Source organism: Gordonia sp. N1V (genome assembly GCF_029269935.1).
Classification (GTDB): domain Bacteria; phylum Actinomycetota; class Actinomycetes; order Mycobacteriales; family Mycobacteriaceae; genus Gordonia; species Gordonia polyisoprenivorans.
In genome coordinates, this window is sequence record NZ_JARJDD010000009.1 from 67,091 (window position 1) to 93,872 (window position 26,782).

22 protein-coding genes, 4 tRNA genes and 1 pseudogene are annotated in these 26,782 nt (G+C 66.8%); 14 read left to right on the forward strand and 13 right to left on the reverse strand.

The window, feature by feature from the left end; all coding sequences use genetic code 11:
* Nucleotides 1-348 precede the first annotated feature (348 nt).
* From P3L18_RS13590 to ppk2, 3 genes are all read right to left on the reverse strand, one after another.
* Nucleotides 349-900 carry a YceI family protein gene (locus P3L18_RS13590; RefSeq protein ID WP_079930747.1) on the reverse strand — a complete coding sequence of 184 codons (552 nt, stop codon included), beginning with the start codon at nucleotides 898-900 and terminating at the stop codon, nucleotides 349-351.
* A gap of 148 nt (nucleotides 901-1,048) precedes the next feature.
* A complete protein-coding gene (locus P3L18_RS13595) occupies nucleotides 1,049-1,714 on the reverse strand; it encodes a CoA pyrophosphatase (protein ID WP_276114337.1) in 666 nt (221 codons plus the stop codon).
* A 57-nt stretch (nucleotides 1,715-1,771) separates the two neighbouring features.
* Nucleotides 1,772-2,623 carry a polyphosphate kinase 2 gene (gene ppk2 / locus P3L18_RS13600; protein WP_276114338.1) on the reverse strand — a complete coding sequence of 284 codons (852 nt, stop codon included), beginning with the start codon at nucleotides 2,621-2,623 and terminating at the stop codon, nucleotides 1,772-1,774.
* Between the two features lie 122 nt (nucleotides 2,624-2,745).
* Between ppk2 and P3L18_RS13605 the strand changes: the two genes are divergently transcribed.
* Nucleotides 2,746-3,681, forward strand: a complete 936-nt coding sequence (locus tag P3L18_RS13605) for a cytochrome c oxidase assembly protein (protein ID WP_276114339.1) — start codon at nucleotides 2,746-2,748, stop codon at nucleotides 3,679-3,681.
* A 222-nt stretch (nucleotides 3,682-3,903) separates the two neighbouring features.
* Here the strand turns inward: P3L18_RS13605 and P3L18_RS13610 are convergent, their stop codons facing one another.
* The 5 genes from P3L18_RS13610 to P3L18_RS13630 form a co-directional block, all read right to left on the reverse strand.
* Nucleotides 3,904-5,577: an HNH endonuclease signature motif containing protein gene (locus P3L18_RS13610; RefSeq protein ID WP_276114415.1), complete on the reverse strand. Its 1,674-nt coding sequence runs from the start codon at nucleotides 5,575-5,577 to the stop codon at nucleotides 3,904-3,906.
* 113 nt (nucleotides 5,578-5,690) lie between these two features.
* On the reverse strand, nucleotides 5,691-6,497 hold the full coding sequence (locus P3L18_RS13615) for a hypothetical protein (RefSeq protein WP_079929036.1): 807 nt from the start codon (nucleotides 6,495-6,497) through the stop codon (nucleotides 5,691-5,693).
* Nucleotides 6,498-6,697: 200 nt separating this feature from the next.
* Nucleotides 6,698-6,771: transfer RNA gene (locus P3L18_RS13620), tRNA-Phe, on the reverse strand.
* A gap of 29 nt (nucleotides 6,772-6,800) precedes the next feature.
* A tRNA-Asp gene (locus P3L18_RS13625) sits at nucleotides 6,801-6,877 on the reverse strand.
* Between the two features lie 34 nt (nucleotides 6,878-6,911).
* Nucleotides 6,912-6,984, reverse strand: a tRNA-Glu gene (locus P3L18_RS13630).
* 180 nt (nucleotides 6,985-7,164) lie between these two features.
* On the opposite strand from P3L18_RS13630, the gene P3L18_RS13635 reads away from it, so the two are divergent.
* Nucleotides 7,165-7,237, forward strand: a tRNA-Lys gene (locus tag P3L18_RS13635).
* Nucleotides 7,238-7,252: 15 nt separating this feature from the next.
* Here the strand turns inward: P3L18_RS13635 and P3L18_RS13640 are convergent.
* Nucleotides 7,253-8,245, reverse strand: coding sequence for an oxidoreductase (locus P3L18_RS13640; RefSeq protein ID WP_276114341.1), 993 nt, complete (start codon nucleotides 8,243-8,245; stop codon nucleotides 7,253-7,255).
* A 51-nt stretch (nucleotides 8,246-8,296) separates the two neighbouring features.
* Between P3L18_RS13640 and P3L18_RS13645 the strand changes: the two genes are divergently transcribed.
* The 5 genes from P3L18_RS13645 (at nucleotide 8,297) to P3L18_RS13665 (ending at nucleotide 14,517) form a co-directional block, all read left to right on the forward strand.
* The gene (locus P3L18_RS13645; protein ID WP_014361300.1) at nucleotides 8,297-8,713 is read left to right on the forward strand and encodes a MerR family transcriptional regulator; all 417 of its coding nucleotides are present in this window, start codon (nucleotides 8,297-8,299) and stop codon (nucleotides 8,711-8,713) included.
* 309 nt (nucleotides 8,714-9,022) lie between these two features.
* Nucleotides 9,023-10,351: a lipase family protein gene (locus P3L18_RS13650; protein ID WP_276114342.1), complete on the forward strand. Its 1,329-nt coding sequence runs from the start codon at nucleotides 9,023-9,025 to the stop codon at nucleotides 10,349-10,351.
* On the forward strand, nucleotides 10,348-11,676 hold the full coding sequence (locus P3L18_RS13655) for a hypothetical protein (RefSeq protein WP_276114343.1): 1,329 nt from the start codon (nucleotides 10,348-10,350) through the stop codon (nucleotides 11,674-11,676). The genes P3L18_RS13650 and P3L18_RS13655 overlap by 4 nt, the downstream gene beginning before the upstream one ends.
* Before the next feature lie 205 nt (nucleotides 11,677-11,881).
* Nucleotides 11,882-13,522, forward strand: coding sequence for an adenylate/guanylate cyclase domain-containing protein (locus P3L18_RS13660; RefSeq protein WP_006367741.1), 1,641 nt, complete (start codon nucleotides 11,882-11,884; stop codon nucleotides 13,520-13,522).
* A 119-nt stretch (nucleotides 13,523-13,641) separates the two neighbouring features.
* Entirely contained in the window at nucleotides 13,642-14,517 is an 876-nt protein-coding gene (locus tag P3L18_RS13665) for an oxidoreductase (RefSeq protein ID WP_014361296.1), read from the forward strand.
* Between the two features lie 12 nt (nucleotides 14,518-14,529).
* Here P3L18_RS13665 and P3L18_RS13670 read toward each other — a convergent pair whose 3' ends face one another.
* Nucleotides 14,530-15,168 (reverse strand): alpha-ketoglutarate-dependent dioxygenase AlkB, encoded by a 639-nt coding sequence (locus P3L18_RS13670; RefSeq protein WP_079929041.1) that lies wholly within the window; start codon nucleotides 15,166-15,168, stop codon nucleotides 14,530-14,532.
* 173 nt (nucleotides 15,169-15,341) lie between these two features.
* On the opposite strand from P3L18_RS13670, the gene P3L18_RS13675 reads away from it, so the two are divergent.
* The 3 genes and pseudogenes from P3L18_RS13675 (at nucleotide 15,342) to P3L18_RS13685 (ending at nucleotide 19,035) form a co-directional block, all read left to right on the forward strand.
* Nucleotides 15,342-17,570, forward strand: coding sequence for an MMPL family transporter (locus P3L18_RS13675; protein ID WP_276114344.1), 2,229 nt, complete (start codon nucleotides 15,342-15,344; stop codon nucleotides 17,568-17,570).
* A gap of 37 nt (nucleotides 17,571-17,607) precedes the next feature.
* Complete coding sequence (locus tag P3L18_RS13680; RefSeq protein WP_014361293.1) at nucleotides 17,608-18,198, forward strand: TetR family transcriptional regulator; 591 nt, start codon at nucleotides 17,608-17,610, stop codon at nucleotides 18,196-18,198.
* A 25-nt stretch (nucleotides 18,199-18,223) separates the two neighbouring features.
* Nucleotides 18,224-19,035: pseudogene (locus tag P3L18_RS13685) on the forward strand (mycofactocin-coupled SDR family oxidoreductase).
* On the opposite strand, the gene P3L18_RS13690 reads toward P3L18_RS13685, so the two are convergent.
* The gene (locus tag P3L18_RS13690; protein ID WP_014361291.1) at nucleotides 19,029-19,637 is read right to left on the reverse strand and encodes a helix-turn-helix domain-containing protein; all 609 of its coding nucleotides are present in this window, start codon (nucleotides 19,635-19,637) and stop codon (nucleotides 19,029-19,031) included. The pseudogene P3L18_RS13685 and the gene P3L18_RS13690 sit on opposite strands and share 7 nt — an antisense overlap.
* 93 nt (nucleotides 19,638-19,730) lie before the next feature.
* Between P3L18_RS13690 and P3L18_RS13695 the strand changes: the two genes are divergently transcribed.
* Nucleotides 19,731-20,114 (forward strand): DUF1304 domain-containing protein, encoded by a 384-nt coding sequence (locus P3L18_RS13695; protein WP_079929043.1) that lies wholly within the window; start codon nucleotides 19,731-19,733, stop codon nucleotides 20,112-20,114.
* Between the two features lie 64 nt (nucleotides 20,115-20,178).
* The gene (locus P3L18_RS13700; RefSeq protein ID WP_276114345.1) at nucleotides 20,179-21,192 is read left to right on the forward strand and encodes an NADP-dependent oxidoreductase; all 1,014 of its coding nucleotides are present in this window, start codon (nucleotides 20,179-20,181) and stop codon (nucleotides 21,190-21,192) included.
* Here the strand turns inward: P3L18_RS13700 and P3L18_RS13705 are convergent, their stop codons facing one another.
* Nucleotides 21,193-22,347: a pyridoxal phosphate-dependent aminotransferase gene (locus P3L18_RS13705; RefSeq protein WP_276114346.1), complete on the reverse strand. Its 1,155-nt coding sequence runs from the start codon at nucleotides 22,345-22,347 to the stop codon at nucleotides 21,193-21,195.
* Between the two features lie 147 nt (nucleotides 22,348-22,494).
* On the opposite strand from P3L18_RS13705, the gene P3L18_RS13710 reads away from it, so the two are divergent.
* Both P3L18_RS13710 and P3L18_RS13715 read left to right on the forward strand, forming a co-directional pair.
* Entirely contained in the window at nucleotides 22,495-23,064 is a 570-nt protein-coding gene (locus P3L18_RS13710) for a pyridine nucleotide-disulfide oxidoreductase (RefSeq protein WP_276114347.1), read from the forward strand.
* A gap of 160 nt (nucleotides 23,065-23,224) precedes the next feature.
* Nucleotides 23,225-25,006 carry a serine/threonine-protein kinase gene (locus P3L18_RS13715; protein ID WP_276114348.1) on the forward strand — a complete coding sequence of 594 codons (1,782 nt, stop codon included), beginning with the start codon at nucleotides 23,225-23,227 and terminating at the stop codon, nucleotides 25,004-25,006.
* 3 nt (nucleotides 25,007-25,009) lie between these two features.
* On the opposite strand, the gene P3L18_RS13720 is transcribed toward P3L18_RS13715, so the two are convergent.
* The gene (locus tag P3L18_RS13720) at nucleotides 25,010-26,677 is read right to left on the reverse strand and encodes a DNA repair helicase XPB (protein ID WP_346348431.1); all 1,668 of its coding nucleotides are present in this window, start codon (nucleotides 26,675-26,677) and stop codon (nucleotides 25,010-25,012) included.
* Nucleotides 26,678-26,782: the final 105 nt, after the last annotated feature.

Here is a 26,782-nt window from a genome sequence, read left to right on the forward strand (position 1 = left end):
AGAACATGTGTACACCGAAATCCGTCGAGAACTGCAGACGGTCCGTCATTTCCCTGTGGAGGCCGATCATGATCGCACTCGTCGTAGTCCTGCTCGCGCTGGTTGCCCTCGGCATGCTGTGCAACCGGCCAGGCCTGAATTTCTATGCCCGAGAACTGGGTTCGTCGGGGCGCTACCGCGAGCGCTGACGCCCACCCGTCACGTGTGGCGAGATCACGTCGCCGGCGCATCACGTATCCGGCAGTACGACAACGGGACCGATACCACACACGGGGTTTGCGGTATCGGTCCCGGTCTACGCTGACCCGTCGATCGATCGGGTCAGCGTGATCCCTGTGAGAAGGGGGTTCAGGCGCCCTGGCCGGCCTCGATCTCCAGAGTGATGGTGACCTTGTCGCCGACGACGACGCCGCCACCCTCGAGCGGCATCTCGATATCGATGCCGAAGTCCTTGCGGTTCAACACGGTGGTGGCCTCGAAGCCGGCCACCGGGCCGTTACCCATACCCGGGTTGACGCCGTTGAACTCGAGCTTGAGATCGACCGGCTTGGTCACGCCGTGCAGGGTGAAGTCGCCGGTGAGCACGTAGTCGTCACCGTCGGGGCGCACCGCGGTCGAGGTGAAGGTGGCCTTCGGGTAGGTCTCGGCGTCGAAGAAGTCGGCGGACTTGATGTGGCCGTCGCGCTGCTCGTTGCCGGTGGTGATCGAGGTGACGTCGATCTCGGCCTGCACCGACGGCGTTCCGTCCTCGGCGACGGTGATGGTGCCGCTGAAGGTGTCGAACTTGCCGCGAACCTTGCTCACCATGAGGTGCTTGACGGAGAAGCCGACGGTCGAGTGGACGGGATCGATGGTCCAGGTGCCTGCGGCGATCGGCGCGGTGACGGTGGGGGTGCTCATGGGATGCTCCTTGTTCCGGGGTGTCCGGGGGTCGATGACTGTCGTATCGATGACCGGTGAGGTCGCTGGGTCGTTCCGGCCCATTACCGAGTATAACCGGACCGCGGTCCGATTTCATTCCCGAATGCCGAAGTTTTTTCGCGCGCTTCTATGACCAGGCGAAAACCGGCTGCTCGTACTCGTCGACACGGGTGTCCCGGCCGCGCAGCGCGACCTCGGCGAACTGATAGAGCACCGCGGCGGTCGGCGCGTGCACCAGCGCCGTCCGTCCACTCGGTGAGTGGTCGTCGGGATCGCGGTGCAGCCCCGGAATCGGCATCTGGATGACCGGTCGCGTCGACTCCGGGATGGTGATGAACCGGGGCGTGACGAGGAGGTCGTCGAGCGGGATGAAGAACCACACCGAGACCTCGGCGGGGTTGGGTGACGGTTCGGGGGCGTGCGGCGCCCAGCACACGACGGGAGTGATCACGTACCCGGACCTGGTCGGATAGTCGTCGAGTATGCCGACGACGTCATCGGGGGACAGGGCCACGCCCATCTCCTCGTGCAGCTCACGCAGCGCTGCGGTGGTCTGATCCTCGCCGGGATCGAGCCGGCCGCCGGGTAGTGCGAACTGGGCGGCGTGGCGGCGCATACTCATCGGTCGGCGCAGGAGCCAGATGCCCTGCTCGCGCTCGTTGGTGTCGGCGTTGCTGCTGTCGCGGTCGACGACGACGATCGCCACGGCCGCGGCCTTGCCCGGCGTCGTGGCGGCTCGCCGGTCGAAGGCCGACAGCCGGTTGTTCAGGAGCTCACGCTCGACCCACGTCACCTTCTCAGTTGACCACGTGCGCGGATCGGTGCCGACGAGTGGCGTCGCGGCGAGAGGTCAATACAGCGTGGGGATGCGCCGAAGCGGCAGGTCGGGTCCCTCGTAACCGGTCGCCTTCCGCTTGGGCAGTTCCACGTCGGGGCGGTCGAGCGGGGTGTAGGGAACCTGTTCGAGGATGTGGCGGATGACGTTGAGGCGCCCGCGTTTCTTGTCGTCGGTCTTCGCGACGTACCAGGGCGCCCAGCCGGTGTCGGTGAAGCGGAACATGTCGTCGCGCGCACGGGTGTAGTCGTCCCAGTGCGTGTATGACTTGAGGTCCATCGGCGACAGCTTCCAGTACTTGCGCGGATCGTCGATGCGGCTCTGGAGCCGCAGTGTCTGCTGGTCCTCGCTGACCTCGAGCCAATACTTGAGCAGGATGACCCCGGAGGCGACGATCGCTCGCTCGTACTCGGGCGCCTCGGTGAGGAACTGTTTTGTCTGCTCCTCGGTGCAGAAACCCATGACCCGCTCGACGCCGGCGCGGTTGTACCAGCTGCGATCGAAGATGACGACCTCGCCCGCGGCAGGTAGATGCGGGACGTAGCGCTGGATGTACATCTGCGATTTCTCGCGTTCGGTGGGTGCGGGCAGTGCAACGACCCGGAAGACCCGTGGGCTGACCCGCTCGGTGATCGACTTGATCACGCCGCCCTTGCCTGCGGTGTCACGGCCCTCGAAGACGATGCACACCTTGGCGCCGGTGCTGCGCACCCATTCCTGCATGGCCACGAGTTCGGCGTGCAGGGGTTTGACGAGCGTGCGGAATTCCTTGTTCTTCATGGGCTCGGTCGTCATTGGCTCGGTCTTCACGTGCTCGTCGTGACCGTCGTGGTTCGAGGAGTGCTTCTTGTGCTTCTTCTTGCCCATGCTCGGCCTCCTCGACGGTGCCCGCCCGGAGGGCACTGATCTGCCCAGACTAGGTGACTGCGGTGTCCGTTTGGCCTTTACGAGTCGATTAACGAGTCGTCGCGGGTGCATACTCGCGGGTTGTGGCCGATGCCCTCGCTCCCTTGACGCTGCACACGGTGGTGTCGTCGTGGCGAGTCGATGTGCCCACATCTGTTGTCGTGGTGTTGATCGCGGTGGCCTATGTCGTGGCCGTGCGCAGGTCGACGTTGCCATGGCGGCGGGCGGTTCCGTTCCTGGTCGGCGTGACGGTGTGGCTGATCAGCGCGTGCGGGTTTGTCGGCGTGTACTCCGACACCCTGTTCTGGGTGCGAGCGCTGCAGATTGTGCTGGTGCTGATGGTGGTGCCGTTCTGCCTCGCGCTCGGGATGCCGGTGACGGTTGCCCGCGAGTCGTGGTCTGCGGCACGCAGAGTGATCGATCGTTGCCTCCGAACGCGGGCGGCGCGGGTGATCGCGTCACCGGCGGTGACCTCGGCCGGCGTCATCGTGACGCCGTGGCTGATCTATCTCACCGGGTGGTATCCGGCGATGTTGCGATCCGACGCCGTCGACACCGTGACCCGACTGTTGCTCGTGCTCTGCGGCTTCGGATACTTCTACGCGCGGTTGCAGATCGACCCGGTGCCACGGCGCTATCCGCAATCCCTGTCATTGCTCGCCACCCTTGGCGAGACTCTCGGCGACGGCATCCTGGGCGTGGTGATGTGGCAGGGCGGACTCCTCGCCGCCTCGTATTACGAAGCGCTGCACCGCACGTGGGGGCCGTCGCTGCGGACCGATCAAACCATCGGGGCCGGTGTGTTCTGGGTGCTCGGCGACGTCATCGGTCTGCCGTTCCTCCTCGTGCTCTTCGACCGATTCCGCACCGATGAGAGTCGGCGCGCCGAGATCGCCGACGCCGAACTCGATGCGGCCGAACGCGAGTCCACCCGATCGACGGCAGCGGAGACCGAGTCCGACCAACCGTCGGGACTGTGGTGGGAGAACAACCCGGAGTTACGCGAGCGCTTCCGCTGAGCCGGTGGGCGCCAATTTTCGGTGGTCGAGCAGCCCGGCGGATCTTTCGTCCCGGTGGTCGAGGTGCCGAGGAGCGCTTTCATCCCGGTGGTCGAGGTGCCGAGGAGCGTTAGCGACGAGCCGTTCTTTCGCTGGTCGAGGTGCCGAGGAGCGTTAGCGACGAGCCTCGAGACCTGTTGCACCGCTGCTGGTTCCGACCCCGAACGGAAGTGCGCCCCGGGCCTAGAGTCCGCGGTCACCGAGTAGTTGGGCGAGTTGGGTTTCGATCGGCGAGTCCGGGCTGGGGTCGGGGGTGAGGATCTCAACGAGGTCGTAGTATCCGTGTCCGATCGGGACTCGGCTGCGGCGGATTCGGTCGGTGGGCGCCAGCAAGCTCCGGTCGTCGCGCTCGGCGAGATCGGTATCGGCACTGGCAGCGGCCCCACTTGGTGGTGGGTCGGGTGGTGGGTGCAGTTCCGCCCGGATGCGGGCCAGCGCGTCGGCATAGGTGGTGCCGACGTCGGGGAGTGCGTTGGTGCGTTTCGGGTTCGGTGTCGCTGCCCCGACGGGCGTGTTTTTGCGCCACCAGCATCGTCCTGCCCACGGCCCGTCGCGGTAGATCCCGGTGGTGTACTGTCCGGGGCCGTCGCCGACCATGCGGTTGTGTTTGCCGCAGGCGGGGGCGAGGTCACCGATGTTGGTGAGCCCACCTTTCGCGTGGTCTGTGGTGGCGTGATGGATTTCGACGTGCGCGGCGGGTTGGGTGCATCCGGGAAACGAGCAGTACTCACCGCCGTCTTTGGCGAACAGGGCGATCCGCTGGCCTTGACTCGCCAACCGCGCCCGACCCAAATACAGGGGCAGGCGGGTGTGGTCGTCGAACACCGCCAACCACGGCTGGCTGTGAGAAGCCAACGCGATCACATCCCGGATTGGGAGGAGGGTGCCGGTCGCGGTGACGCCCATCCCGGTCTGCGCAATCAACTCCGACAGCGACGCTTTGATGATCAGATGCGGTGGCAGCCCGCGATGCGACTGCGGGCCGAGACCGACATCCAGTCCGGCGCGCAGGACCGCCTCCAACGCGTCATGGTTGCGTTGGACCTGGTCGCGGTGATCGCGGGCTGCCGCGGCAGTCAACGCGTCGGGGTCGGCGTCTTCGCGACTGCCGGTGGGGGAATCGGGGTCGGCGGGGTTGTTCATTCCGGGGGCCGCCCACATCGCCAACACGGCTTCGAGGTGCGCGGTCAGGGTCGGGGTCATCTGCCCCGACAACCCGCTCATTTTCTGGGCGTCTTGGCGGCCGATGCGGATCTGCCGGCGGCGTTGCCGATCCGCATCGTCGGTCAGGTCGCCGTCGGGGTCGAGGTGCGCCAACACCCGTGCCCCCAAGATCCGGAGGTCGGAGGGGGTGTGGGTGCGGGCGTAGCGGGCCATCGTCTCCTCGGCCGACATTTTCTCGTCGAACGGCACTGCCGCCGGGATACGGTCGAGGACGTCGATCACCACCGCCGCATGCGACGAGCCGGCCGCACCGGAGGCCATCGCCTCGGCGAGTGCCGGATATTTGGGGGCGGCAACCTCACCGGTAAAGGTGTGGAACGTGGCGGTCGCTTTCAGTTGCTTCCACCGCCGCCACGGTTCCGAGATCCGCAACAGGCCGATCATGGCGTCGGTGATCGACCCGAACCCGTACTCGCGGGCCAGATGGCGGTCGGAGAATTCGACGATCTGCCGATCCCCTTGGACCGTGATGCGGGTGATCAACCGTTCGGTGGACTGAGCGACCGCGACCAGGTCATCGTTGGACAGCCCGGTCAAATCATCGGTGGCCAACTCGTCCATCAGCGTGTGGGCGAGGGCGATTTTCTGGGTGGTCGACAACCCCGACACGTCGGGTAACGCGGTGTCGACCATCATTTCCCACCCCCCCGGCGCTAGCGAACACGTGTTTGTGTGTTGTTGTGTTCGAGTGTATGCCGGGTTTGTCGGGTTGGCAAGAGGTTGTCGAAAGTTTTTTCGGATGGATTTCAGCACGGCGACGATCGGTGTGGCGCGGTGACCGGAATCGTCAGATCCCACTTCTGGAGTGCGGGCTCTACGTAGGCGATCGTGTTGTCGCGGTCGGCGGGGCCATCGTGCAGGATGCCCACCGCGCACACGCTCTGGTCGGGGTTCACGACGAACACCGCTGATCCCGAGTCGCCGACGACGGCATACCCACCCCAGTGGAGGCTTCGCGTGTTGGCGTCGAGTAGTGGCCCGCACGTCAGGCCCGCGCGTGCGCCGGCCATGCAGACCGGTGTTCCCCGAGGCAGTGTGGCCGCTTCCCGGGGTGTCACGACGCCGGCGATCGGGTGACCGTCGATGGTGGTGACCCATTGTGCTGCAGTCGCAGTCGGCGGTAGGAACGCGGCCGCGGCGTCGAGCATGGTGCCGTCGGCCATGGTGTCGTCCTCGTGTAGTTCGTAGGGGCTGAGGGGTAGGCGGCCCGTTTCGGACGAATCGGTGTAGAGCCACGTGGGGTGGCCCAAGCCGCTTACGCAGTGCCCGGCCGTCAGGTCGCCGCTGCTGCCCGTCGACGAGGTGACCGGCCAGCCGAGGGTGCATTGCGACGCCGGACCGGATGCCGTCGCGTCGACGATCGTGACGCCCGGCCGATACGTGTGGTCGGTCGTCGGGGTGAAGGGGACCGGATGTCCGCCGTCGCTGTCGGGCAACGTGACGAATCGGGTGGTGACCGGCCGTGGGTCGGATGTGGCTGCCGCCCCACCGCATGCGGCGACAAACAAGAAGGGCAGCAACGCCGCCGGAATTGCCCACCGCAGCCGGGTCATACGCGGCAGAGTAGCGATCCTGGCTGTGTGTTTCCTGCCGACGCGATCGGGTGCCACCGGCAACCTTGGACGAAAAGTGATTTCGGCACAACATGATTCGTCGTGGCGGACACTGTCGGACACGCGGAGATTGCATGGAGTTCATGCTCGCTCTGCACCCGGAAACAAAGAAAACCACCTTCGAGAGGTGGTTTTCCAGGTGGCCAGGGCCGGGATCGAACCGGCGACCTTCCGCTTTTCAGGCGGACGCTCGTACCAACTGAGCTACCTGGCCGGAAGGTTCGGTACGAACACCGAGACCTTTGGCGACCCTGACGGGACTCGAACCCGCGACCTCCGCCGTGACAGGGCGGCGCGCTAACCAACTGCGCCACAGGGCCTTGTTCAGTTATCTGTTCACCGAGGCGAACAGCGTACCCCCTACGGGATTCGAACCCGCGCTACCGCCTTGAAAGGGCGGCGTCCTAGGCCGCTAGACGAAGGGGGCCGGTTTCCGTTCGGGAGGGCTCCGTTGGGAGCCGACTCAGATTAGGACACCGCGCGCGGAAAACACAAATCGCCACGTCAAAGGCGTTTTCTTGGGTTCGACACGCGAAGCGGACACCGCCTGTCCGCGACCTGTTCGGCGCGAGGTAAACTCGCTTCCGCCCTCGGCGCCGAGGGTAACGCCCCTATAGCTCAGTTGGTAGAGCTACGGACTTTTAATCCGCAGGTCGTAGGTTCGAGCCCTACTGGGGGCACCGCAAACCGCCTGGTCACGGGCGGTTTTGTTGTCTCCGGAGTGGGTTGACATCGCATGCGGTGATCGCCGCGGTCAGTGTCCACAACCGCTCGGCAGCGACGGGATCGACGGCATAGGGCTGGACCCCTCCGTCGTCCATCTCGCCGTCGGGTTCGGCGGGTGCGGCCACCGTGCAATCCTCGAGATACAGTCCGCCGCGATCGTCGAGTGCGGCGGAGGTGGCCGCCCACAATCCGGTCGCGGCTCCCTGGGAGGGTGTCTTGAAGTCGTGGCCCACGACGTTGCCGGACGCGTCGGTCCAGCCCAGTGTTGTTTGTTCGGCAGAGGACAACTCGCGCTGCAAACCGGTGATGATCTTGCCCGGGTGCACGGCAAAGGCGCGGACGCCCTCGCCGCGGCCGATCTCGTCAAGAGCAACAGCGAAAAGTACGTTGGCTGTTTTGGATTGGCCGTACGAGACCCACTTGTCGTAGCCGGCGCGCAGATGTAGGTCGTGCCAACGGATGTCGGACAGATGGTGGCCTGCCGAGGAGTAGGCGACCACCCGTGCACCACGCCTGGCGAGTAGTGGGTAGAGGCGGGTCAGCATCATGAAGTGTCCGAAGTGGTTGACCGCCAACTGATAATCCCACCCCGGTCCAACTGGCCGACGCGGGGTCGCCATCACGCCCGCACAGGCGACGACGAGGTCGATCGAGTCCAGCTCGGCGAGAAGGTGGTCTGCCGCTTGGGAAACCCGGTGCAGATCTCCGAGGTCGACGTCGTCGAGGACTGTGACGCGTGGGAGGTGGTCGAGCATCGAGCGTGCGATTCGTCCCCGTCGCGCCGGGACGATGACGTGGGCGCCCGCAGCGGCCAATGCGTTGGTGGTCTCCAAGCCGAGTCCGGAGTAGCCGCCGGTGACGAGTGCGGTTCGTCCGTGCAGATCGATGCCGCTCATCACCTCCGATGTGGTGCTCGCAGTATTGAATCCGGTCGAGAGAGGGTACTGGTGGACGATGCTCATGACCCGAACCTAGAAGCTAGAGTTCTCTCTAGGTCAAGAGCTGGAGGCGCGATGGTCGACGATGCGGAGGCGTCATATTCGATCGGCGAGGTTGCCGACGCGGTCGGCATGAGCGTCCACGCACTGCGGTTCTACGAGCGCGAGGATCTGCTCATCGGTCCGATCGAGCGAACATCCGGTGGACGGCGCCGCTACCGCGAGGTCGACATCGACTGGTTACGCATCTGCACCCGCCTGCGTGAGTCCGGCATGCCCCTGGCAGATCTCCGGCGCTTCGCCGCGCTCGTGCGCGAAGGTTCGGGCAACGAAGCCGAACGGCTGGAGATTCTCGAGGGACAGCGACGCCGGGTCGACAGGCAGATCCACGCCCTGCGGGATGCCCGCGACATCATCGACTGGAAGGCCGACGTGTATCGGGAGCACCTGCGCACCGGAGACGCAGTCGGTCTCTGGGACCCGACCACTTGAGTTCTGGCGTCCGAGAAGAGTTCGTTGAGACGAATGTGAGTGTGCGTCTCATCACGTTCGACGTCTCCGAGTATGAGCAAATCTGACAAGAAATCACCCTGAACAGGCTATTTGCAGCGAATCGGCAAGCCGGCGCCGATTGCACCTCAGATTACTCTCAGGTAAGTTCGCGCCACCGCTTTGGCGGCGGGTCACGCCCGCAGCGATGTGGGGGATTCGGTGAGCGAGAAGGGGTGGGCCCGCATGCGGTCACGTGCCGGGGTGTCGAGAAGTGCCAGTAGGGGAAGGGCAGATGGAATCGTCGGTCTCGTGGTCCTCGTGCTCGTGGTGTGGTTCCAGATCCCGGGTGTTGCCGCGGCCGACGAGCCGCCGACCTACTCGGGTGCGGTGCCGCTGACCCCGCCGGTACTCGGGACGATCTTCGGCGGCTATGTGCTCGGCACCTTCCGCGACGGACGCCTCGCGACCGGGCAGGAAGACTTCGAAGGTCTGGCCGCCGACGATCCCTTCTACGTCGAGCCGTCGATCTCGCAGGACGTCAAGCCCGGAACCCTGTTGAAGGCCAAGCGTTTCGACGTGTTGTTCGCCGGGGTCAAGCCTGCGCACGTGGCCGCCTACAAGATCATGTATGTCACCGAGAACGTTCGGGGACGCAAGGTGATCTCGACCGGCGTCGTCATGATCCCCGAGGACGGCAAGCCCAACGGTTCGCGTTCGGTGGTCGCCTACCAGGAGGCCAACGATTCGGTCGGTGCGAAATGCCATCCGTCGACCCAGTGGAGCGGTGGCGCGCTCGGCGAGGCGTCGGCGTGGTCGGCGCTCGGGCCGCTGGCACTGATGTTTCAGCGCGGACTCGCCGTGGTGATCTCCGATATCGGCAACGACGCCGATCCGTCACCGCACGGCGTCTTCGCCGGAAAGTTCGCAGGCCACGCGTTACTCGACGGTGTCCGTGCGGCATATCGGGTCGGCCCGGCCGCGCTGAATCCGCGCAATCCGGTGGGGATCTTCGGCGTCGCCGGAGGCGGGGTCGGCGCCGGCTTCGCCGCCGAGAACGTCGCCCGCTACGCACCCGAGATCAATCTCAAGGCAACGATGCTCGAGGGTATGGCGGTCGACCAGAAGAACTTCATCAGATTCGCCGACGGTCGGCTCGGCACCGGATTCGTCTTTGCCACGCTGCTCGGACTGGAGGCGCAGTACCCCGAGATGGCGTTGGACGCGAAACTGAACCCGGCCGGCCGCGCACTCGCCGATGTCTACCGGAAGTCCTGTCAGATGGCGTATTTCGGTATGCCGCCGCTGGTCCCGCTGAAGACCCTGTTCACCAGCGGGCAAGCCCCCGCCGACATCCCCGAGTTCGCGCATGTCTACCGCGACAACACCCTCGGCCACGGGGATCGCCCGCGCGGCAAGGTGCTGGTCTCGGCCTGCAACGCCGACAACTCATTCATGTCCCTGATCCCCGCCGCCGACTCCAAGAACCTGGTGACCCGCTACGTGCGGCAGGGCGCCGACGCCCAGTACTACGGAATGAACTGCGGCATGGACGTTTTCGTCACCAACATCTACAAGTGGGGTACCGAGCTGTTCGGCATGCACACCGTCGACTGGCTGGCCACGGAATTGAACTCATGAACGCCGAAGCCACGAACGCCGAACCCACGGAGATCGACTGCATGCAAAGGGTCGAGCACCCGAAGAGGGCGGGATTCCCGCTGCGCCGACTGATCCTGCTCCTCGTGCTGGCCTGCACAGTGGCCGGGTCCGCGGTGGTGGCCGGACCTGCCCGCGCCGCTGTCCTCGACCCGTATCTCGATCTGCCGCTGACCAATCGGTACGCCGACCATTACGGCGGAGGCGTCAACCGCGCGCTGCCCACCGATCTCGGCAGGCTCGCCGAGTTGGTCGCCGAGGCCCGTGCGTCCGGTCTCGATGCCCACCGCTATGCGGCTCTGCTGTTCCAGTATCGCTTGGTGCAGGCGACCACTGAGGCCGGAATCGACTTGACCGGTTGGGATCCCGCCAAGGGATTCGCGGCCACTCGCGCCGACATGATCAAGTCCTATCGCTACTACGAGAACTTCCAGATCGCCCATCGGAACCTGCAATGGGCCGGTATGGCCGGACTGGTCGGTGCCGACTTCGGCGGCGGTATCGCCGATGTCGTGCTCGCCGGTGACATCTATGCGATCCGTGGACTGCAACCGCTCGCCGCGCGGATCATCGAGACGGCGACCTCGGTCGCCGGCCCGGGGTTGATCGGTGTGTTCCCCAAGGGTTTACAGACCTTGGCCTACCATGCCGACAAGATCACCCCCGCCGACCTGACCTGGTTCGCCGAGCGGGTACTGGTGATGCAGAAGGCCATCTTCACCGACCTCATGCCCCAGCACGTTGCGTTCGTCCGCGACGGACTGCGTGGCATCGACGAGTTCCGCCGAGCCGGGATCATCGACGACGCCGTCGCCACCGCGTGGCAGGGCATCGCCTCCGGGGATCCCGACCGGGTGGCCGCGGGCAATGCGACCCTGCTGCATCGTGAGCAGTTCGACGTCGTCGGTTGGCAATTCGACGACGTACGCAACTACCGCAAGGCCGACGGGGTCGGCGCGGCACTGACCTACGCAATGACCCTGGTCGGGTCTCCGTCGGTGGCCGGCGTACCCGCGCTGCGCGACTTCATTCCGTTCGTCCACACAACCCGCCTCGCCAACGGGAAGACGCTGACCATCACGACACCGATCGCGAACTGGGACTGGTCGGTGTTCGATCAGCGCTGGCGCTACGTGACCACCGAACTGCTGCCGCGCTATCGCGACCTGGTGGACCACCGTTTCGCCGACCTCGTCGCGACGATGCGTGTCCCGTACGACACCCAATTCGAAAGCCACCGGCCGATCTTCAACATCTACAAGATCCTTTCCGATGCGGCGGCGCACACAGTGGTGACCGTTCGCTGAGACGCGCGCAAGCCCGGCCGATGGCGCCGACCACGCGGATGTGATCCACGCCATTGGGTAATCTCTGAGGTGACATCGACTTCAGGGAAGGCCCATGACCTCATCACCGAGTTCCGGGGTGGGAGCGTCATTGGCGCAAGGCCGGCACCCACGCCGAAGCACCGCGACCCGATGGAGCCGGGCACGGCGGCGTTACGCCCTCCTCGTGTGGGGCGCGGTCGGTGAGCCGGGGGCGACCGAATGGGCGCAACTCGGTACCGCCGGGCGTCGCCGGTTGGCGACACGCGCCCTCGCCATTTCCTCGACCGCCATCGTCGGCAGCAACGCACTAATCGGTTTCGAGACCTTCCTCCTGGTGCAACTGTCGTACAACGGGGGACTGCTGACGGTCGACGAGACCCTGCGCGCGCCCAACTTTCCCGGCATCGTCACCGCCATCGTGGTGTGCATCGTCGTCAATCTGGTCCTCGGGGTTCTCACGCTGCGCCCGCAATTCCGCTGGTTCATCTCCGGCGACCCCGCTGATCATGCGCGTCGTGTTGCGGTGCAACGAATTCCGGCATTCCAGGTGCTCAGCACGTCGATCGCGTGGGCGGCGTCGGTGCTCAGCTACATCGCCATGTCCGCCGAAACCCTCACCGTCGAAACGGTGTTCGGCGTGGCGGTGGCGTTCGCGCTGGCCGGCATGTCGAGCGCGTGTCTGACGTATCTGTTCGCCGAACGCGCTTCTCGGCCACTGATGATGGTGGCGCTCGCCTCCGACCCGACCTCGCGCGTCGTGCACGGTGTGCGGGGCCGGATGTTCGCGGTGTGGGCGGTCAGTTCGGCTGTGCCGATGGTCGGTCTGATCATCCTCAACGTCGGGCGCAGACTGCACATGCTTCCGCCGGTGGCCGCCGACATCGACTGGGCGAGTGTGGTTCTCGCGCTCGTCGGACTCGCTGCCGGCGCCCGCATCATCGTCCTCGTCGGCCAGTCCCTGATCGATCCGCTCACCGAACTACGCGACGCGGTGGAGAAGGTCCATGCCGGCGACCTCGACGCCCACGTCGACGTGTACGACTCCTCCGAACTAGGGGTGCTGCAGCAGGGATTCAACGAGATGGTCACCGGCCTCGACGAGCGCGAACGCATGCGGGAACTGTTCGCCCGCCACGTCGGCGACACCGTCGCCGAACTCGCAATCGAGAGAGGGATGGGTCTGCACGGCACCAACGCCGAGGTCGGGGTGTTGCTCGTCGACATCGTCGGCTCCACCACCATCGCGCAGGAACGCCGCCCACAGGACACCGCGGCGCTGCTCAACGAATTCTTCGAGATCGTCGCGCAGGTCGTCGACGACCACCGGGGATTCGTGAACAAATTCGAGGGCGATGCCGCGCTCGCGGTGTTCGGGGCGCCGGTGGCGATCGACGATCCCGCCGGTGCGGCGTTGGCCGCGGCCCGGGACCTCGCGCGCGGCCTGAGCGAGGCCCTCGACGTCCGCTGGGGGATCGGGGTCTCCTTCGGCACCGCCTTCGCCGGGAACATCGGCGCCGAACGGCGATACGAGTACACGGTGATCGGCGACCCGGTCAACGAATGCGCACGCCTGTCGGAGATGGCCAAGACCAGTCGGGTGCCGGTGCTCGGGAGCGGGGCGGCCATCGCCGGCGCCGACGACGCCGAGGCGCAACACTGGACGATGCTGGGTAAACGCGTCGTGCGCGGACGCACCGAGGCCACCGAGATCTACGGCCCAATCGATCTCGTTCCCGAGAGCGCCCCCACGGTGGGCGACGTGATCTCCGGACTGTTGCGCCCGGTGAAATGGCTGGGGTCGGCCGGACTGATGCGCCTGCGGTAGCGGCAAACGCCCGCGGTGACACACCGCTCTTCTCCGCCTCTCGGCCCGCTCTCCTTCGCATCTCGGCGATGTCGTGGCAGGGTGAGAGGGAGCACACCGCAGCGACAAAGGGGCATTCCATGAGTGGTTGGTCGACGCACGACATCCCGGATCAAACGGGCCGGACCTTCATCGTGACCGGGGCCAACTCCGGACTCGGTGCCGAGACCACCAAGGCGCTGGTCGGTGCGGGCGCGGAGGTCATCATGGCCTGCCGCAACACCGCCAAGGCCGACGACGTGGCCCGCGGCCTCGGCGACCGGGCGCGGGTGGCCGCGCTCGACCTCGCGGACCTCGCGTCGGTCCGGGCCTTCGCCGACGGGGTCGGCAGCATCGACGTCCTCATCAACAACGCCGGCGTGATGGCGCTGCCGTTGCGGCGCACCGCCGACGGCTTCGAGATGCAGATGGGCACCAACCATCTGGGCCACTTCGCGCTCACCGGTCTGCTCCTGCCCAAGATCGGTGACCGCGTGGTGACGTTGTCGTCGGGGTTGCACCAACTCGGCCGCATCGATCTCGCCGACCTCGATTGGCGCAACCGCCGCTACCGGCGCTGGCGGGCCTACGGTGACTCGAAGATGGCCAACCTGATGTTCGGCATGGACCTCGCCGACCGCTTCGACGCCGCGGACGGCGACGGTCGGCTCTCGCTGATCGCCCACCCCGGGTACGCGGCCACCGAACTGCAGGGCCACACCGAGTCGCTGATGGATTCGGCGATGAAGATCGGCAACCTGTTCGCGCAATCGGCCGCCGACGGCGCGCTGCCCACGCTGTACGCCGCGACCGCACCGGACGTCGTCAACGGCACCTTCTACGGGCCGAGCCACTTCTTCGGCATGCGCGGCGCGCCCGGGGTCTCGGCCTTCAGCGGCCGCGCCAACGACCGAGCGATCCGTGACGGACTGTGGGCGGAGTCGGAGAAGCTCACCGGCGTCTCCTACCCGATCTAGGGTCGGCGAGCCTCACCACACACCCGGCGGACGGAATTGCACACTGATGCGGGCTCCGACGCCGGGGCATTTCGGCACGGCGTGTTCCCACGTCCGCTGACAACTGCCACCCATCACGAGTAGGTCGCCCGAGCCCAGGACGAACCGCAGCGACGGACCACCGCCCCTGGGGCGCAACGCCAGCGGTCGCGGAGCTCCGAGTGACAGGATCGCCACCATGGTGTCGTGGGTGGCGCCGCGACCGAATCGGTCGCCGTGCCAGGCCACCGAGTCGGAACCGTCGCGATACAGACACAGGCCCGCCGTGGCGAAGCCCTCGGGCAATTCCTCGCGGTAGTGCGCACTCAAATCCGAACGTGCTTGCGCCAGAAGGGGATCGGGCAGGCGATGGTGTGCCTGATAGGTGGCGATCAGTCGCGGGACGTCGACGACACGGTCGTACATGCGCCGTCGCTCCGCACGCCAGGCCGCACCGTCGTACAGGGCGTCGAAGAGGGCGGGGGAATCGGCGATCCAACCTGGCCGCAGATCGACCCAGGCGCCGTCGGACAATTCGCGGCGGGTCACCGAGGTCCCCAGCGCGCCGAGGCTCGGCGCGGCTCCGGCGGTCCCCGTGAGGTCGAAGAGCGAACCCTGCATGCCGACGGTCATGAGCCCACACTAGCGCGCATCGAATGCATGTTCTAGTGTTCCGGAACACAGCGCAGGCTGGTGGCGCAGCACGGAAAAGCGGAGTACACAGTATCAAGTGTTAGTCACTCACACTTTTGGGTGACGCGCCGCTGTATCGACGACCCGTCCGCATCGACGTCCAGGGGATTGCCATGGCCTCACTGCTCTTCCGGCTCGGCCGGTTCTCGTTTCGGCACAAATGGTGGGTGATCGCGACCTGGCTGCTCGCCCTCGTCGTCGTGGCCGGCCTCGTCGGCGCGCTCAAACCCAAGTTCGCGCAGGACTTCGATCTGCCCGGCACCGACTCGGGTACCGCGACCAGCCAGTTGCAGCAGTACTTCCCGAAGGTCATGGAGCAGCAGTCCCGTGGTTCGGCGACGGTGGTGGTGTACGCCGACAACGGACTCGAGGCGCACGCCGACCAGCTCAACGCGCTGGCCGCCGATCTGCAGAAGCTGCCCGACGTCGCCGACGCCAAGAACGTCGTCAGCCCGCTCGTCGCCGCCAAGGCGCAACAGGCGGTGGCCGCGAAGGTCCTCGGCGACAACGGCCATGTCGGTCTGATCAGCGTCGGGGTCACCACGAATGTGCAGGACCTGTCGGTCGATCAGAAACAGCAACTCCTCGACGTTCTCGCCAAACACCGCGGCGACGGACTACAGGTCGAGGCCACCGGTTCGCTCGTCCAGGTCATGGAACAGGGCGGCAAGGCCGAGTTGATCGGTTTCGCGGTCGCGTTCGTGGTGATGATCGTCGCGTTCGGTGCGCTGATCGCGGCCTTCATCCCGCTGGTCACCGGCATCGTCGGTGTCGCGCTGACGATGATGCTGGTGACCCTGAGCGCCAAGTTCATGACGGTGAACCAGACCGCGACGGGCATCGTCACGATGCTCGGTATCGCCGTGTCGATCGACTACGCGCTGTTCATCGTGTCGCGCTATCGCAGCGAGGTGAAACGTGGCGGTAGTCGCGCCGACGCCGCCGGTCGCGCGGTTGGCACCGCCGGAACCGCGGTGGTCTTCGCGGGCCTGACGGTGGTCATCGCGGTGGTGGCGCTGACCGTCGTGGGTATCCCGCTGATCACCCAGATGGGCGCGGGCGCGGCAGTGGCCGTGGTCATCGCGGTGATCGCGGCGCTCACCCTGATCCCGGCGTTGCTCGGGGCGGTCGGCCGCTTCGTCTTCACCCCGCGTATCCCCGGCATCCGTTACGCCGAGAAGTCCGAGACCGCCGACACCAACGGCGTTCGCTTCGGTCGGACGGTGGTCAAACGGCCGCTGCCGTTCATCATCGTCGGCCTGGCGATCCTCGTCCTGGCCGCGATCCCGGTCGGCAAGCTGGAACTCGGCATGGACCTGTCCAACTCCGACGAGGCACGCGCATCGGCGTTGCTGCAGAAGGGATTCGGCGAGGGAGTCAACGGCCAGCTGTTGGTGATCGTGCACGACGCCGACGGCAACGTCGCACCGGCCGCCGAGCAGGCCGTCGCACACATCAAGACCTTGTCCGACGTCGCCAACCCCGCGACGCTGATCTGGACCGGCAACGGCACCGGGGCGAACCCGAACACCGGCGCCTCGACCGCACTGATCATGGTGACCCCGGAGAGCGCGCCGTCGGCACAGGCCACCCACGACCTGATGGAGAAGATCCGCGACTGGGGTCCGACCATCACCAAGGGCGGCGTCGAGATGCACGTCGGCGGTCAGACCGCGATCATGTCGGACCTGTCGGCGAAGCTCGACAAGGCACTCATCCCGTATCTGGTGGTCGTGGTCGGACTCGCGTTCCTCATCATGATCGGCGTCTTCCGTTCGATCTGGGTTCCGTTGGTCGGGACGATCGGCTTCATCTTCTCGGTGCTCGCGACCTTCGGTGTGACCGTGGCGATCTTCCAGGAGGGGTACCTCGGGATCATCACCGACACCCGGCCCACCCTGTCGTTCCTGCCGATCTTCCTGATCGGCGTGGTCTTCGGTCTCGCAATGGATTATCAAGTGTTCCTGGTGACTCGAATGCGCGAGGAGTACATCCACGGCATGAGTGCCAAGGACGCCATCATCGCCGGCTACCGGCACGGTGCGCGCGTGGTGAGTTCGGCCGCGGTCATCATGATCAGCGTCTTCGCCTCGTTCATGCTCGCGCCCGACACCACGTCCAAGATGCTCGGATTCGCCCTGGCCATCGCGGTCTTCTTCGACGCCTTCATCATTCGCATGACGGTGGTGCCCGCGGTGATCGCGATGCTGGGTGATCGGGCGTGGGGGCTGCCGCGCTGGCTCGACAAGCTGGTCTTCGATTTCGACATCGAGGGCGGTGCGGTCCGTGACCGCGGACTGTCGGGCGAGAAGGAAGCCGTCGTCGCGTCGGCGCCGAGCTGACGGTGCATCCCACAATAAAAAAAGCTCGATGACGGGTGTGTCGCATCGTCCGGCCGGGCTGCGTGAACAGAACAAGGTGCGCACCCGGTCGGCCATCCGGGAGGCCGCGATGCGGCTGTTCGCCCGACATGGCTACGCGCAGACCACCGTCGAGCAGATCGCACGCGAGGCGGAGGTCTCCCACACCACCTTCTTCCGGTACTTCGCGTCCAAGGAGCAGGTGGTCATCGGCGACGATCTCGAGGACGCGCGCGTCGCGGCGATGAACGAGATCCCGCCGGGTCTCGGGCATTTCGATCTGCTGCGCACGATGGTCCGTGCGCAGTACCGCATCGCGACCGCCGATCCGTGGGCGTCGAGTGCGGAGCGGATGCGCCTGATCCAGTCCGAGCCGGCCCTGCGGATGGCCAATCAGATCGAGGCCGACGCCGCGATCATCCGTGCCCGCGAGTACTTCGCCGACTATCTCGGTGTGCCGCAGGACGACACGCATCTGCACGTCTTCATTGCGGCGACCGCCGGGGTGATGTTCCACATCGCCGAGCAGGTCGACGATCCGCGCGACGATCGCGTGCTCGCCTCTCTGCTCGAGGCGATCGATCTGATGGAGCAAGGGCTGCCGATGTGACGCCCCGGGAGAAGGAGAGAACGACATGACACGACTCGAGGGCAAGGTCGCCTTCATCACCGGTGTGGCGCGCGGACAGGGCCGCGCCCACGCCGTGCGCCTGGCACGTGAGGGCGCCGGGATCATCGGCGTCGACCTCGCGGGACCGCTGCCCGGCGTGCCCTACTATTCCGCGACCCCCGACGACCTCGCCGAGACCGCGCGACTTGTCGAGGAACAGGGCGGCACAGCCGTTCTCACCCAATGTGATGTGCGTGACGCCGATGGGCTGACCGCGGCGGTCGCGGCCGGCGTCGAGAGGTTCGGCGGCCTCGACATCGTGGTGGCCAATGCCGGGATCTGTATTCCCCAGACCTACGACGAGATCACCGCGGAGAGCTCCGCGACACCATCGACATCAACGTGATCGGGGTCTGGAACACGGTCCGGGCCACCGTGGATCCGCTGATCGCGCGTGGCGGTGGATCGGTGATCATCACCAGCACGTATGCGGGGAAGAAGGCGCAGCCCTTCATGATCCACTACACCACCGGCAAGCACGCCCCGGTCGGGATGACCCGTGGTCTCGCCGCCGAGCTCGGCGCCCACAACATCCGTGTGAACTCCGTGCACCCCGGTGCGGTGAACACCCCGATGGGGTCGGGCAGCATGCGCGAACGCATCGAACAGACCAATGAGGCCAACCCGCGGCTCGCCGGGATGGGCATGGTGTTTCTCAACCAGTACGTCGCCGAGGCCGACGAGATCGCCAACGTGGTCGCCTTCCTCGCGTCCGACGAGTCGGCGTTCATCACCGCCGAGCACATCTCGATCGACGGTGGTGCGCAGCACTACTGAGCTGTGCGCTCGCTGCGCGCCTGCGCCCGCAGCGCCTCGGCGGCGGCGTCGAGGGTCGCCCGCGCGGCGTCGGGATCGATCCGGCTCAACGACAACGCGGCGATGTCGGCGGCGACGGTGAGCCGGGTCAGTTGCCGCCGCACCCTCGCGTTGGCCCGGGGGAGCAGGGCGTCGACCCCGTGGCCGATCGCGTCGGTGAGCTCGCGGTGATAACCGGCGATCACCTCGTGCACCGCGGTATCCGAGCCGATCGGAGCCGCGGCGCTGACCAGCAGTAGACAGCCTTGCGGTGCATCGGGATTCGACGCCAGTGTGCCGATCGCGGCGCTCAGTGCGGTCAGGAAGTCCAGGATCGCCTCGGGTGCCACCGGGTCGGTGGTGAGCGGCTGCAGGCGCGGACGGACCACGGTGTCGAGGTAGTCCTCGACGGCGGCATCGAAGAGGCCCCGCATGTTGCCGTGGGCGTGGTAGATACTCGATCGGCCCACACCGGTGGCCTGTTCGACGTCGGCGACCGAGACGGCGTCGAAGCCGCGCCGCCAGAACAGATCGCGTGCCTGGCGGATCAGCTGCTGGGGGTCGTATCCGGCGGGGCGTCCCATGTGAACTCCGGTGATCGAGGGTTGACAAATTGTGCAACGATCATTCTAGTATAGTTCTGGAACGAACAGTGCACAATTGTGGAGGAGTACCCGATGGCCGTCGCCATGATCGTCGTCGCAGCCCTGGCCGCGGCGTTGCACGTCTACATCTTCGTGCTCGAATCCCTTCTCTGGACCCACCCGCGCACCCGCGCGACTTTCGGCACCAGCGCGCAGGAGGCGCAGGCCACCCGCGAGATGGCGTTCAACCAGGGGTTCTACAACCTCTTCCTGGCGATCATCGTCGTCATCGGCGTGGCCTGCTGGTTCGCCGACCATGCTGTCGGCGCTGCACTGATCGGCGCCGGTGCCGGCTCGATGCTGGCCGCGGGGCTGGTGCTGCTCGTCTCCTCGCCCGACAAGGCCCGCGCCGCCCTCACCCAGCTCGCGTTTCCCCTGATCGCCCTCGTGCTGCTCGGCGTGACACTCGCGCTGTGAGCCTCGTTCGGACTCCACACCCCGACATACACACCCCGACATCCACACCTTCAAGGAGAATTCGATGACCACCTCGACCAGCACCCAGATCCAACTCGTGAACCGGCCGGTGGGCTGGCCCACCCCCGATGACTTCCGCACGGTCGCCGTGGACCTTGCCGACCTCGCTCCGGGGGAGGTCCGCGTCGCCAACGAGTTCGTCTCCGTCGACCCGTACATGCGCGGGCGGATGATCGACACCCGCAGCTACGTCCCACCATTCGCCCTGGGGGAGACCATGACCGGCGGTGCGGTCGGCCGGGTCGTCGCGTCAAAGGCCGACGATCTGCCCGTCGGCACCCTCGTGCTGCATCAGCTCGGTTGGCGTGACGTCGCCCAGGCGCCGGCCGCCGAGTTCACCGCGGTGCCCGAACCGCCCACCGGCTCAGCGACATCGGTGTACCTCGGCGTTCTCGGCCTCACCGGGATGACGGCCTACGTGGGACTCACCGCGGTCGCGGGGCTGAAAGACGGTGACATCGTGTTCATCTCGGGAGCCGCGGGCGCCGTCGGAAGTGTGGCCGGGCAGATCGCACGTCTGCTCGGTGCCGCCTCGGTCATCGGTTCGGCGGGCGGGCCGGCCAAGGTGGACCTGCTCACCTCCCGCTACGGCTTCGATGCCGCCCTCGACTACAAGGCGGCACCGGTGCGAAAGCAGTTGCGGGAGCTGGCAACAGACGGAATCGACGTCTACTTCGACAACGTCGGCGGCGATCATCTCGAGGCTGCGCTCGACGTCTTCAACAACGGCGGCCGCGCCGCGCTGTGCGGGGCCATCTCCTCCTACAACGAGACGCAGGCACAGCCCGGGCCGCGCAACATGAGCAACATCATCACCCGGGGCCTGACCCTGCGCGGCTTCACCCTGCCGTCGTACATGGGCCTCGCCCGCGAGTTCAACGAGAAGATGGCGGCATGGCTGTCCGACGGGAAGATCGTCCACGACGAGACCGTGGTTGACGGCATCGACCACGCGGTGGACGCCTTCCTCGGCATGATGCGCGGGGAGAACGTCGGAAAGATGTTGGTGCGTATCTGATCACAGCCGCCGGAGCCGCTGCGCGGCCTCGGCGATCACCTCGTCACGCTTGGAAAAGGCGAAGCGCACCATGTGCCGCCACGGCTCCTTGTCGTCGGCGAAGACGCTGACCGGTACCGCCGCCACCCCGATCCGCTCCGGCAGGGTCCGGCAGAACGCCTCGCCGTCGGTGATTCCGAGCGGGCGCGGGTCGGCGCACACGAAATAGGTTGCCTCGCTGCGGTGCACCTCGAATCCGGCGTCGGACAGCGCCGCCGACAACAGGTCTCGCTTGGCCTGCAGGGCGTTCGCGCTGCGGGTCACCCAGTCCATCTCCGACTCGAGTGCGTGGGCCACGGCGGGCTGGAACGGGCCCGATCCGACGTAGGTCATGAATTGCTTGGCCGCGCGGGCCGCGGCGACGAGTTCGGCCGGGCCGGACAGCCAGCCGACCTTCCAGCCGGTGCAGTTGAAGGTCTTGGCGGCGCTGGAGATCCGGAGGGTCCGCTCGCGCATGCCGGGCAGCGTGGCCAGCGGGGTGTGCGTGCGTCCGTCGAACACCAGGTGCTCGTACACCTCGTCGGTGACCGCGACGACGTCGTGTTCGAGACACAGCCGCGCGATCTCGGCGAGGTCGTCGTCGTGCAGGACGGTGCCGGTCGGATTGTGCGGGGAGTTGACCAGGACCAGCGCGGTCCGCGGAGTGAACGCCGCGGCGAGCGCATCGCGATCGAGGCGGAAGCCGTCGCCGTCGGGACGCAGCGGCACGGTGCGCCGTACCCCGCCGGCCATCGCGACGGTCGCGGCGTAGGAGTCGTAGTAGGGCTCGACCATGATCACCTCGGCGCCCGGCTCGGTGAGCCCGACGATCGCTCCCGCGATCGCCTCCGTCGCGCCGACGGTGATCAGCACCTCCGAGTCGGGGTCGTAGTCGAGACCGTAGTACGCCCGCTGGTGTTCGGCGACGGCACGGCGCAGCCGCGGTACGCCGATTCCCGGCGGGTACTGGTTGGCGCCGCCATTGATCGCCGCGCACGCGGCGGCCAGCATCGAGGTCGGGCCGTCGGTGTCGGGGAACCCCTGGCCGAGGTTCACCGCGTCGTGGGTGACGGCCAGGGCCGACATCTCGGCGAAGATCGTGGCGGTGAACGGGCGCAGGCGGGTGACGGTGGCCATGGTCTCAGGCTGTCACATCGGCTCCGGTGACCGCTCCGGACCAAGTTCTTCGGTGGTCGCCGCTTCCATGCCGACACCAAGGAGGGTGCAAGCGGGTCGGTCGATGCTTGCGGCACCAACCGCAGACCCCGAGAGGACACCCCCCCCATGAACACCACATTCGATCACCAGCCGGTCATCGAGCCGCTCGCCCGGCCCGGTCGACGTCTGGCCTGGCGTGCCGCCGTCGTCGCCGGGTGTCTCGGATTCGCGCTGGTCGCCGCGTGCGACGTCAGTCTCGGCTCCGACGCGATCGACGATCCCGACGACATCGGCGTCGGCGAATGTCTGGCGCTCGGCCCCGACGACGATCCCGGCAAGGTCGCCGCGTCGGCGGCGTCGTGCGAGGACTCCGACGGTCTCACCTTCTACGTGGCCCGGCAGGTCGCGGACGGCGCCGAGTGCGACGCCGCCAACACCTCGACGCTCACCTTCGGTGCCGACCGCGAGAGTCTCTGTCTGACACCGAACTTTGCCACCGGCAAGTGCTACCGGATACCGATCGGCGGCGACCTCGCCGATTATCGCGAGGTCGATTGCGGTGAACCGGCGCAGGACCGGACCATTGTCGCGCGTGCCGTGCAGCGCGGGGACGAGACGATCACCTGCGCAGACGAGGACACGACCTGGTCGTTTCGCGCGCCGAAATCCATCGGGTACTGCCTACGGGAGGTGTGAGTGCGCGGTCGGTCGAGCAGCCGATCGGAGGACACCCGAACACCCGACACCGACGTCGTCGGCGTGGCGCAGCCGGTAATGTGACCAGGGCTGACCGTCCGGCGCGAGCCGTGTGGAGGGCGCGTATCCGCTTCCGTCGTGCCGAGGAGGGCTGTCGAGGGTGGTCTACCAACCGGGTGACTCGTTCGCCGGCTACACGATCACGAGACTGATCGGGCGTGGCGGGATGGGCGAGGTCTACCTGGCCCGGCATCCCAGCCTGCCGCGCAACGAGGCGGTCAAGATCCTGCCGTCCGATCTCAGCCGCGACCCGATGTTCCGGCAGCGATTCATGCGCGAGGCCGAACTCGCGTCGAGCATCGTGCATCCGAACATCGTGACCATCTACAACTCCGGCGAGTACGAGGGACATCTGTGGCTCGCCATGGAGTACATCGACGGTGTCGACGGCGGGGAGTTGTTGCGGCGCAGCCCCCGCGGGCTCAATCCCATGCTGGTGTCGGCGATCGCCACCGCGGTGGCGGCAGCCCTCGACGCCGCACATGCGCGCGGGCTACTGCACCGCGACGTCAAACCCGCCAACATCCTGATCGCCGAGAACGATTCCGCCGACGGCGGTGACACCGCCAGGCCGCCGCGGGTTCTGCTCGCCGACTTCGGGATCGCCAAATCGACCGGCGATGTCAGCAATCTGACCTCGGCCAACATGTTTCTCGGCACGGTGGCCTATGTGGCACCCGAACAGTTGCTGGGTGCCGAGGTCGACGGTCAGGCCGACCAGTACTCGCTGGCGGCCACCCTGTTCCAATTCCTGTGCGGCAGGCCGCCATTCGAGGGGACGAGTCAGGCCAACGTGATCGCCGCGCACCTGAGCAGCGCCCCGCCCGCGGTGTCGTCGTTGCGGCCGGGCACTTCTGCGGCCCTCGACGAGGTCATGCACCGCGCGTTGGCCAAGACACCGGGCGACCGGTTCGGCTCGTGCGGCGAACTCGCCGAACAACTCGGGCGTGCCCTGCGTGCCTCGCCCACCCGGGTCGGGACCCCGGTACCGGGGCCGACGGAGGTGATCCGGACCGCACGCCCGACGGTGTCGACACCACCCGTGGCACCGTCGACACCACCGGTGTACCCGCCGCCGGTGCCCCAACCGCCGGTGTCCCCGTATGCGCCGCCGCCGCAGTACTTTCCGCAGTCCGCACCCTCGGGTGCATTCCCGGGCCAACCGAACCAGCCCGGCCAGCCGAGTCAACCCGGCCAGCCGAGTCACCCAGGTTTCACCGGTGGCTATCCGATGCCGCCTGCGCGACGTTCGCGCGGAACGGTGACGATCGTTCTGGTTTCGCTCGTGGCTCTGGTGGTCGTGATCATCGCCGGGGTGGTGGTGGCCAACCTGATCTCCGGCTCGTCCTCCGACACGACCGCGCGATCATCGGGCAGCGCGTCGACGACCGGTGCCGCGCCCGGGACGACGACGCCCTACACCCGGCCGCCGGTGACCGAGGCACCCACCACCGTCACCAGCGCGAGTCAGATCACCGTGGGCAACTGCGTGCAGATCGGCCGAGACCGCGATGCGCAGGGCAATGTGTCGACGTCGAAGGTCGACTGCGCCACTCCGGCGATGACCTTCTATGCGGCCGGTTTCATCGCCGATTCCGCCGACTGCCCCAACGACCACAACGCCAGCCTGACCTTCGGTGACTCGGGTGACAAACTCTGTCTCACACCGAATTTCGTGCCGCAGGAGTGCTACCAGATCCCGAGTTCGGGCGGCTCGCTATCGGACTATCACGATGTGGCGTGCGGGTCGGCCGCCGCCGCGGGCACCGTCGCCTTCCGCGTCACCAACCGTTCCACGAGCGCGCTGACCTGCGCGAGCGGCGAGGTGCGGTGGACCTTCGAGCAGCCCCTGTCGCTGGGTTACTGCCTGGCGCAGGTGTAGGCCTCAGCCCGCCGATTCCTCACCGATGGTGGGCCCGAGGAGGTCGTCGGCGTCGGTGATCCGGTAGGCGTAGCCCTGCTCAGCGAGGAAGCGCTGCCGGTGGGCGGCGTAGTCGGCGTCGAGGGTGTCGCGGGAGACCACCGAATAGAAGTGTGCTTGTCCGCCATCGGATTTCGGTCGCAGTAGGCGTCCGAGGCGCTGCGCCTCTTCCTGTCGGGAGCCGAAGGTGCCCGACACCTGCACGGCCACCGACGCCTCGGGCAGATCGATCGAGAAGTTGGCGACCTTGGACACCACGAGGGTCTGCAACTCGCCTGACCGGAAGCGATCGAACAGGGCTTCGCGCTCCTTGTTCTTGGTCGACCCCTGGATCACCGGGGCATCGAGTTCGCGGCCGAGTTCCTCGAGCTGGTCGATGTAGGCGCCGATGACCAGCGTCTGAGAGTCGCTGTGACGCGCCAGGATCGACCGCACGACGTTGACCTTGGTGTGTGCCGTCGAGCAGAGCTTGTACTTCGCCTCGTTCTCGGCGACGGCGTACTGCAGACGTTCCTCGTCGGTGAGGGTCACCCGCACCTCGATGCACTCGGCGGGCGCGATCCAGCCCTGGGCCTCGATGTCCTTCCACGGCGCGTCGTAGCGCTTGGGGCCGATGAGGGAGAACACGTCGCCCTCGCGGCCGTCCTCGCGAACCAGGGTGGCGGTGAGGCCGAGTCGTCGGCGGGACTGCAGGTCGGCGGTCATCCGGAAGACCGGCGCCGGGAGCAGGTGCACCTCGTCGTAGATGATCAGACCCCAGTCGCGGGAGTCGAAGAGATCGAGATTCTTATACTCGCCCTTGGACTTTCGTGTCATCACCTGATAGGTGGCGATGGTGACCGGGCGAATCTCCTTGCGCTCACCCGAATATTCGCCGATCTCGTCCTCGGTCAGGGTGGTGCGGGCGACCAGCTCCCGTTTCCACTGACGGCCCGCAACGGTGTTGGTGACCAGGATCAGCGTGGTGGCACCGGCCTTGGCCATCGCGGCCGCGCCGACCATCGTCTTGCCCGCACCGCACGGCAGCACCACGACGCCCGAGCCGCCCGCCCAGAACGAGTCGGCGGCCATCTCCTGGTAGTCGCGCAGATGCCAGTCGCCCTGGTCGAGGCCGATCGGGTGCGCCTCGCCGTCGACGTAACCCGCGAGGTCCTCGGCCGGCCAGCCGACCTTGAGCAGGATCTGCTTGAGTCGTCCTCGCTCGGACGGGTGCACGACGACGGTGTCGTCGTCGATGCGGGCGCCGAGCATCGGGGCGACCTTCTTGTTGCGGAGGATCTCCTCGAGCACCGCGCGGTCGAGGCTCACCAGCGTCAGTCCGTGGACGGGACTCTTGACCAGCTGGAGGCGGCCGAACCGACCCATGGTGTCGACGATGTCCATCAGCAGCGGCTGCGGCACCGCGTAGCGCGAGTAGGTGACCAGCGCGTCGACCACCTGCTCGGCGTCGTGGCCCGCCGCGCGCGCGTTCCACAGCGCCAGCGGGGTCACCCGGTAGGTGTGCACGTGTTCGGGTGCGCGTTCGAGCTCGGCAAACGGGGCGATCGCTGCGCGAGCAGACGCCGCGTCGGGGTGATCGACCTCGAGCAGCAGCGTCTTGTCGGATTGCACGATCAGGGGTCCATCGGTCACCCGATCCATTGTCCAGGTGTCTGCACGTCGCGTCGAATCCCGATCGCGCCCTCCCCACTCGCGACGGCGCCCTCCCCGCCCGCGACGGCGCTCTTCACCACGCCG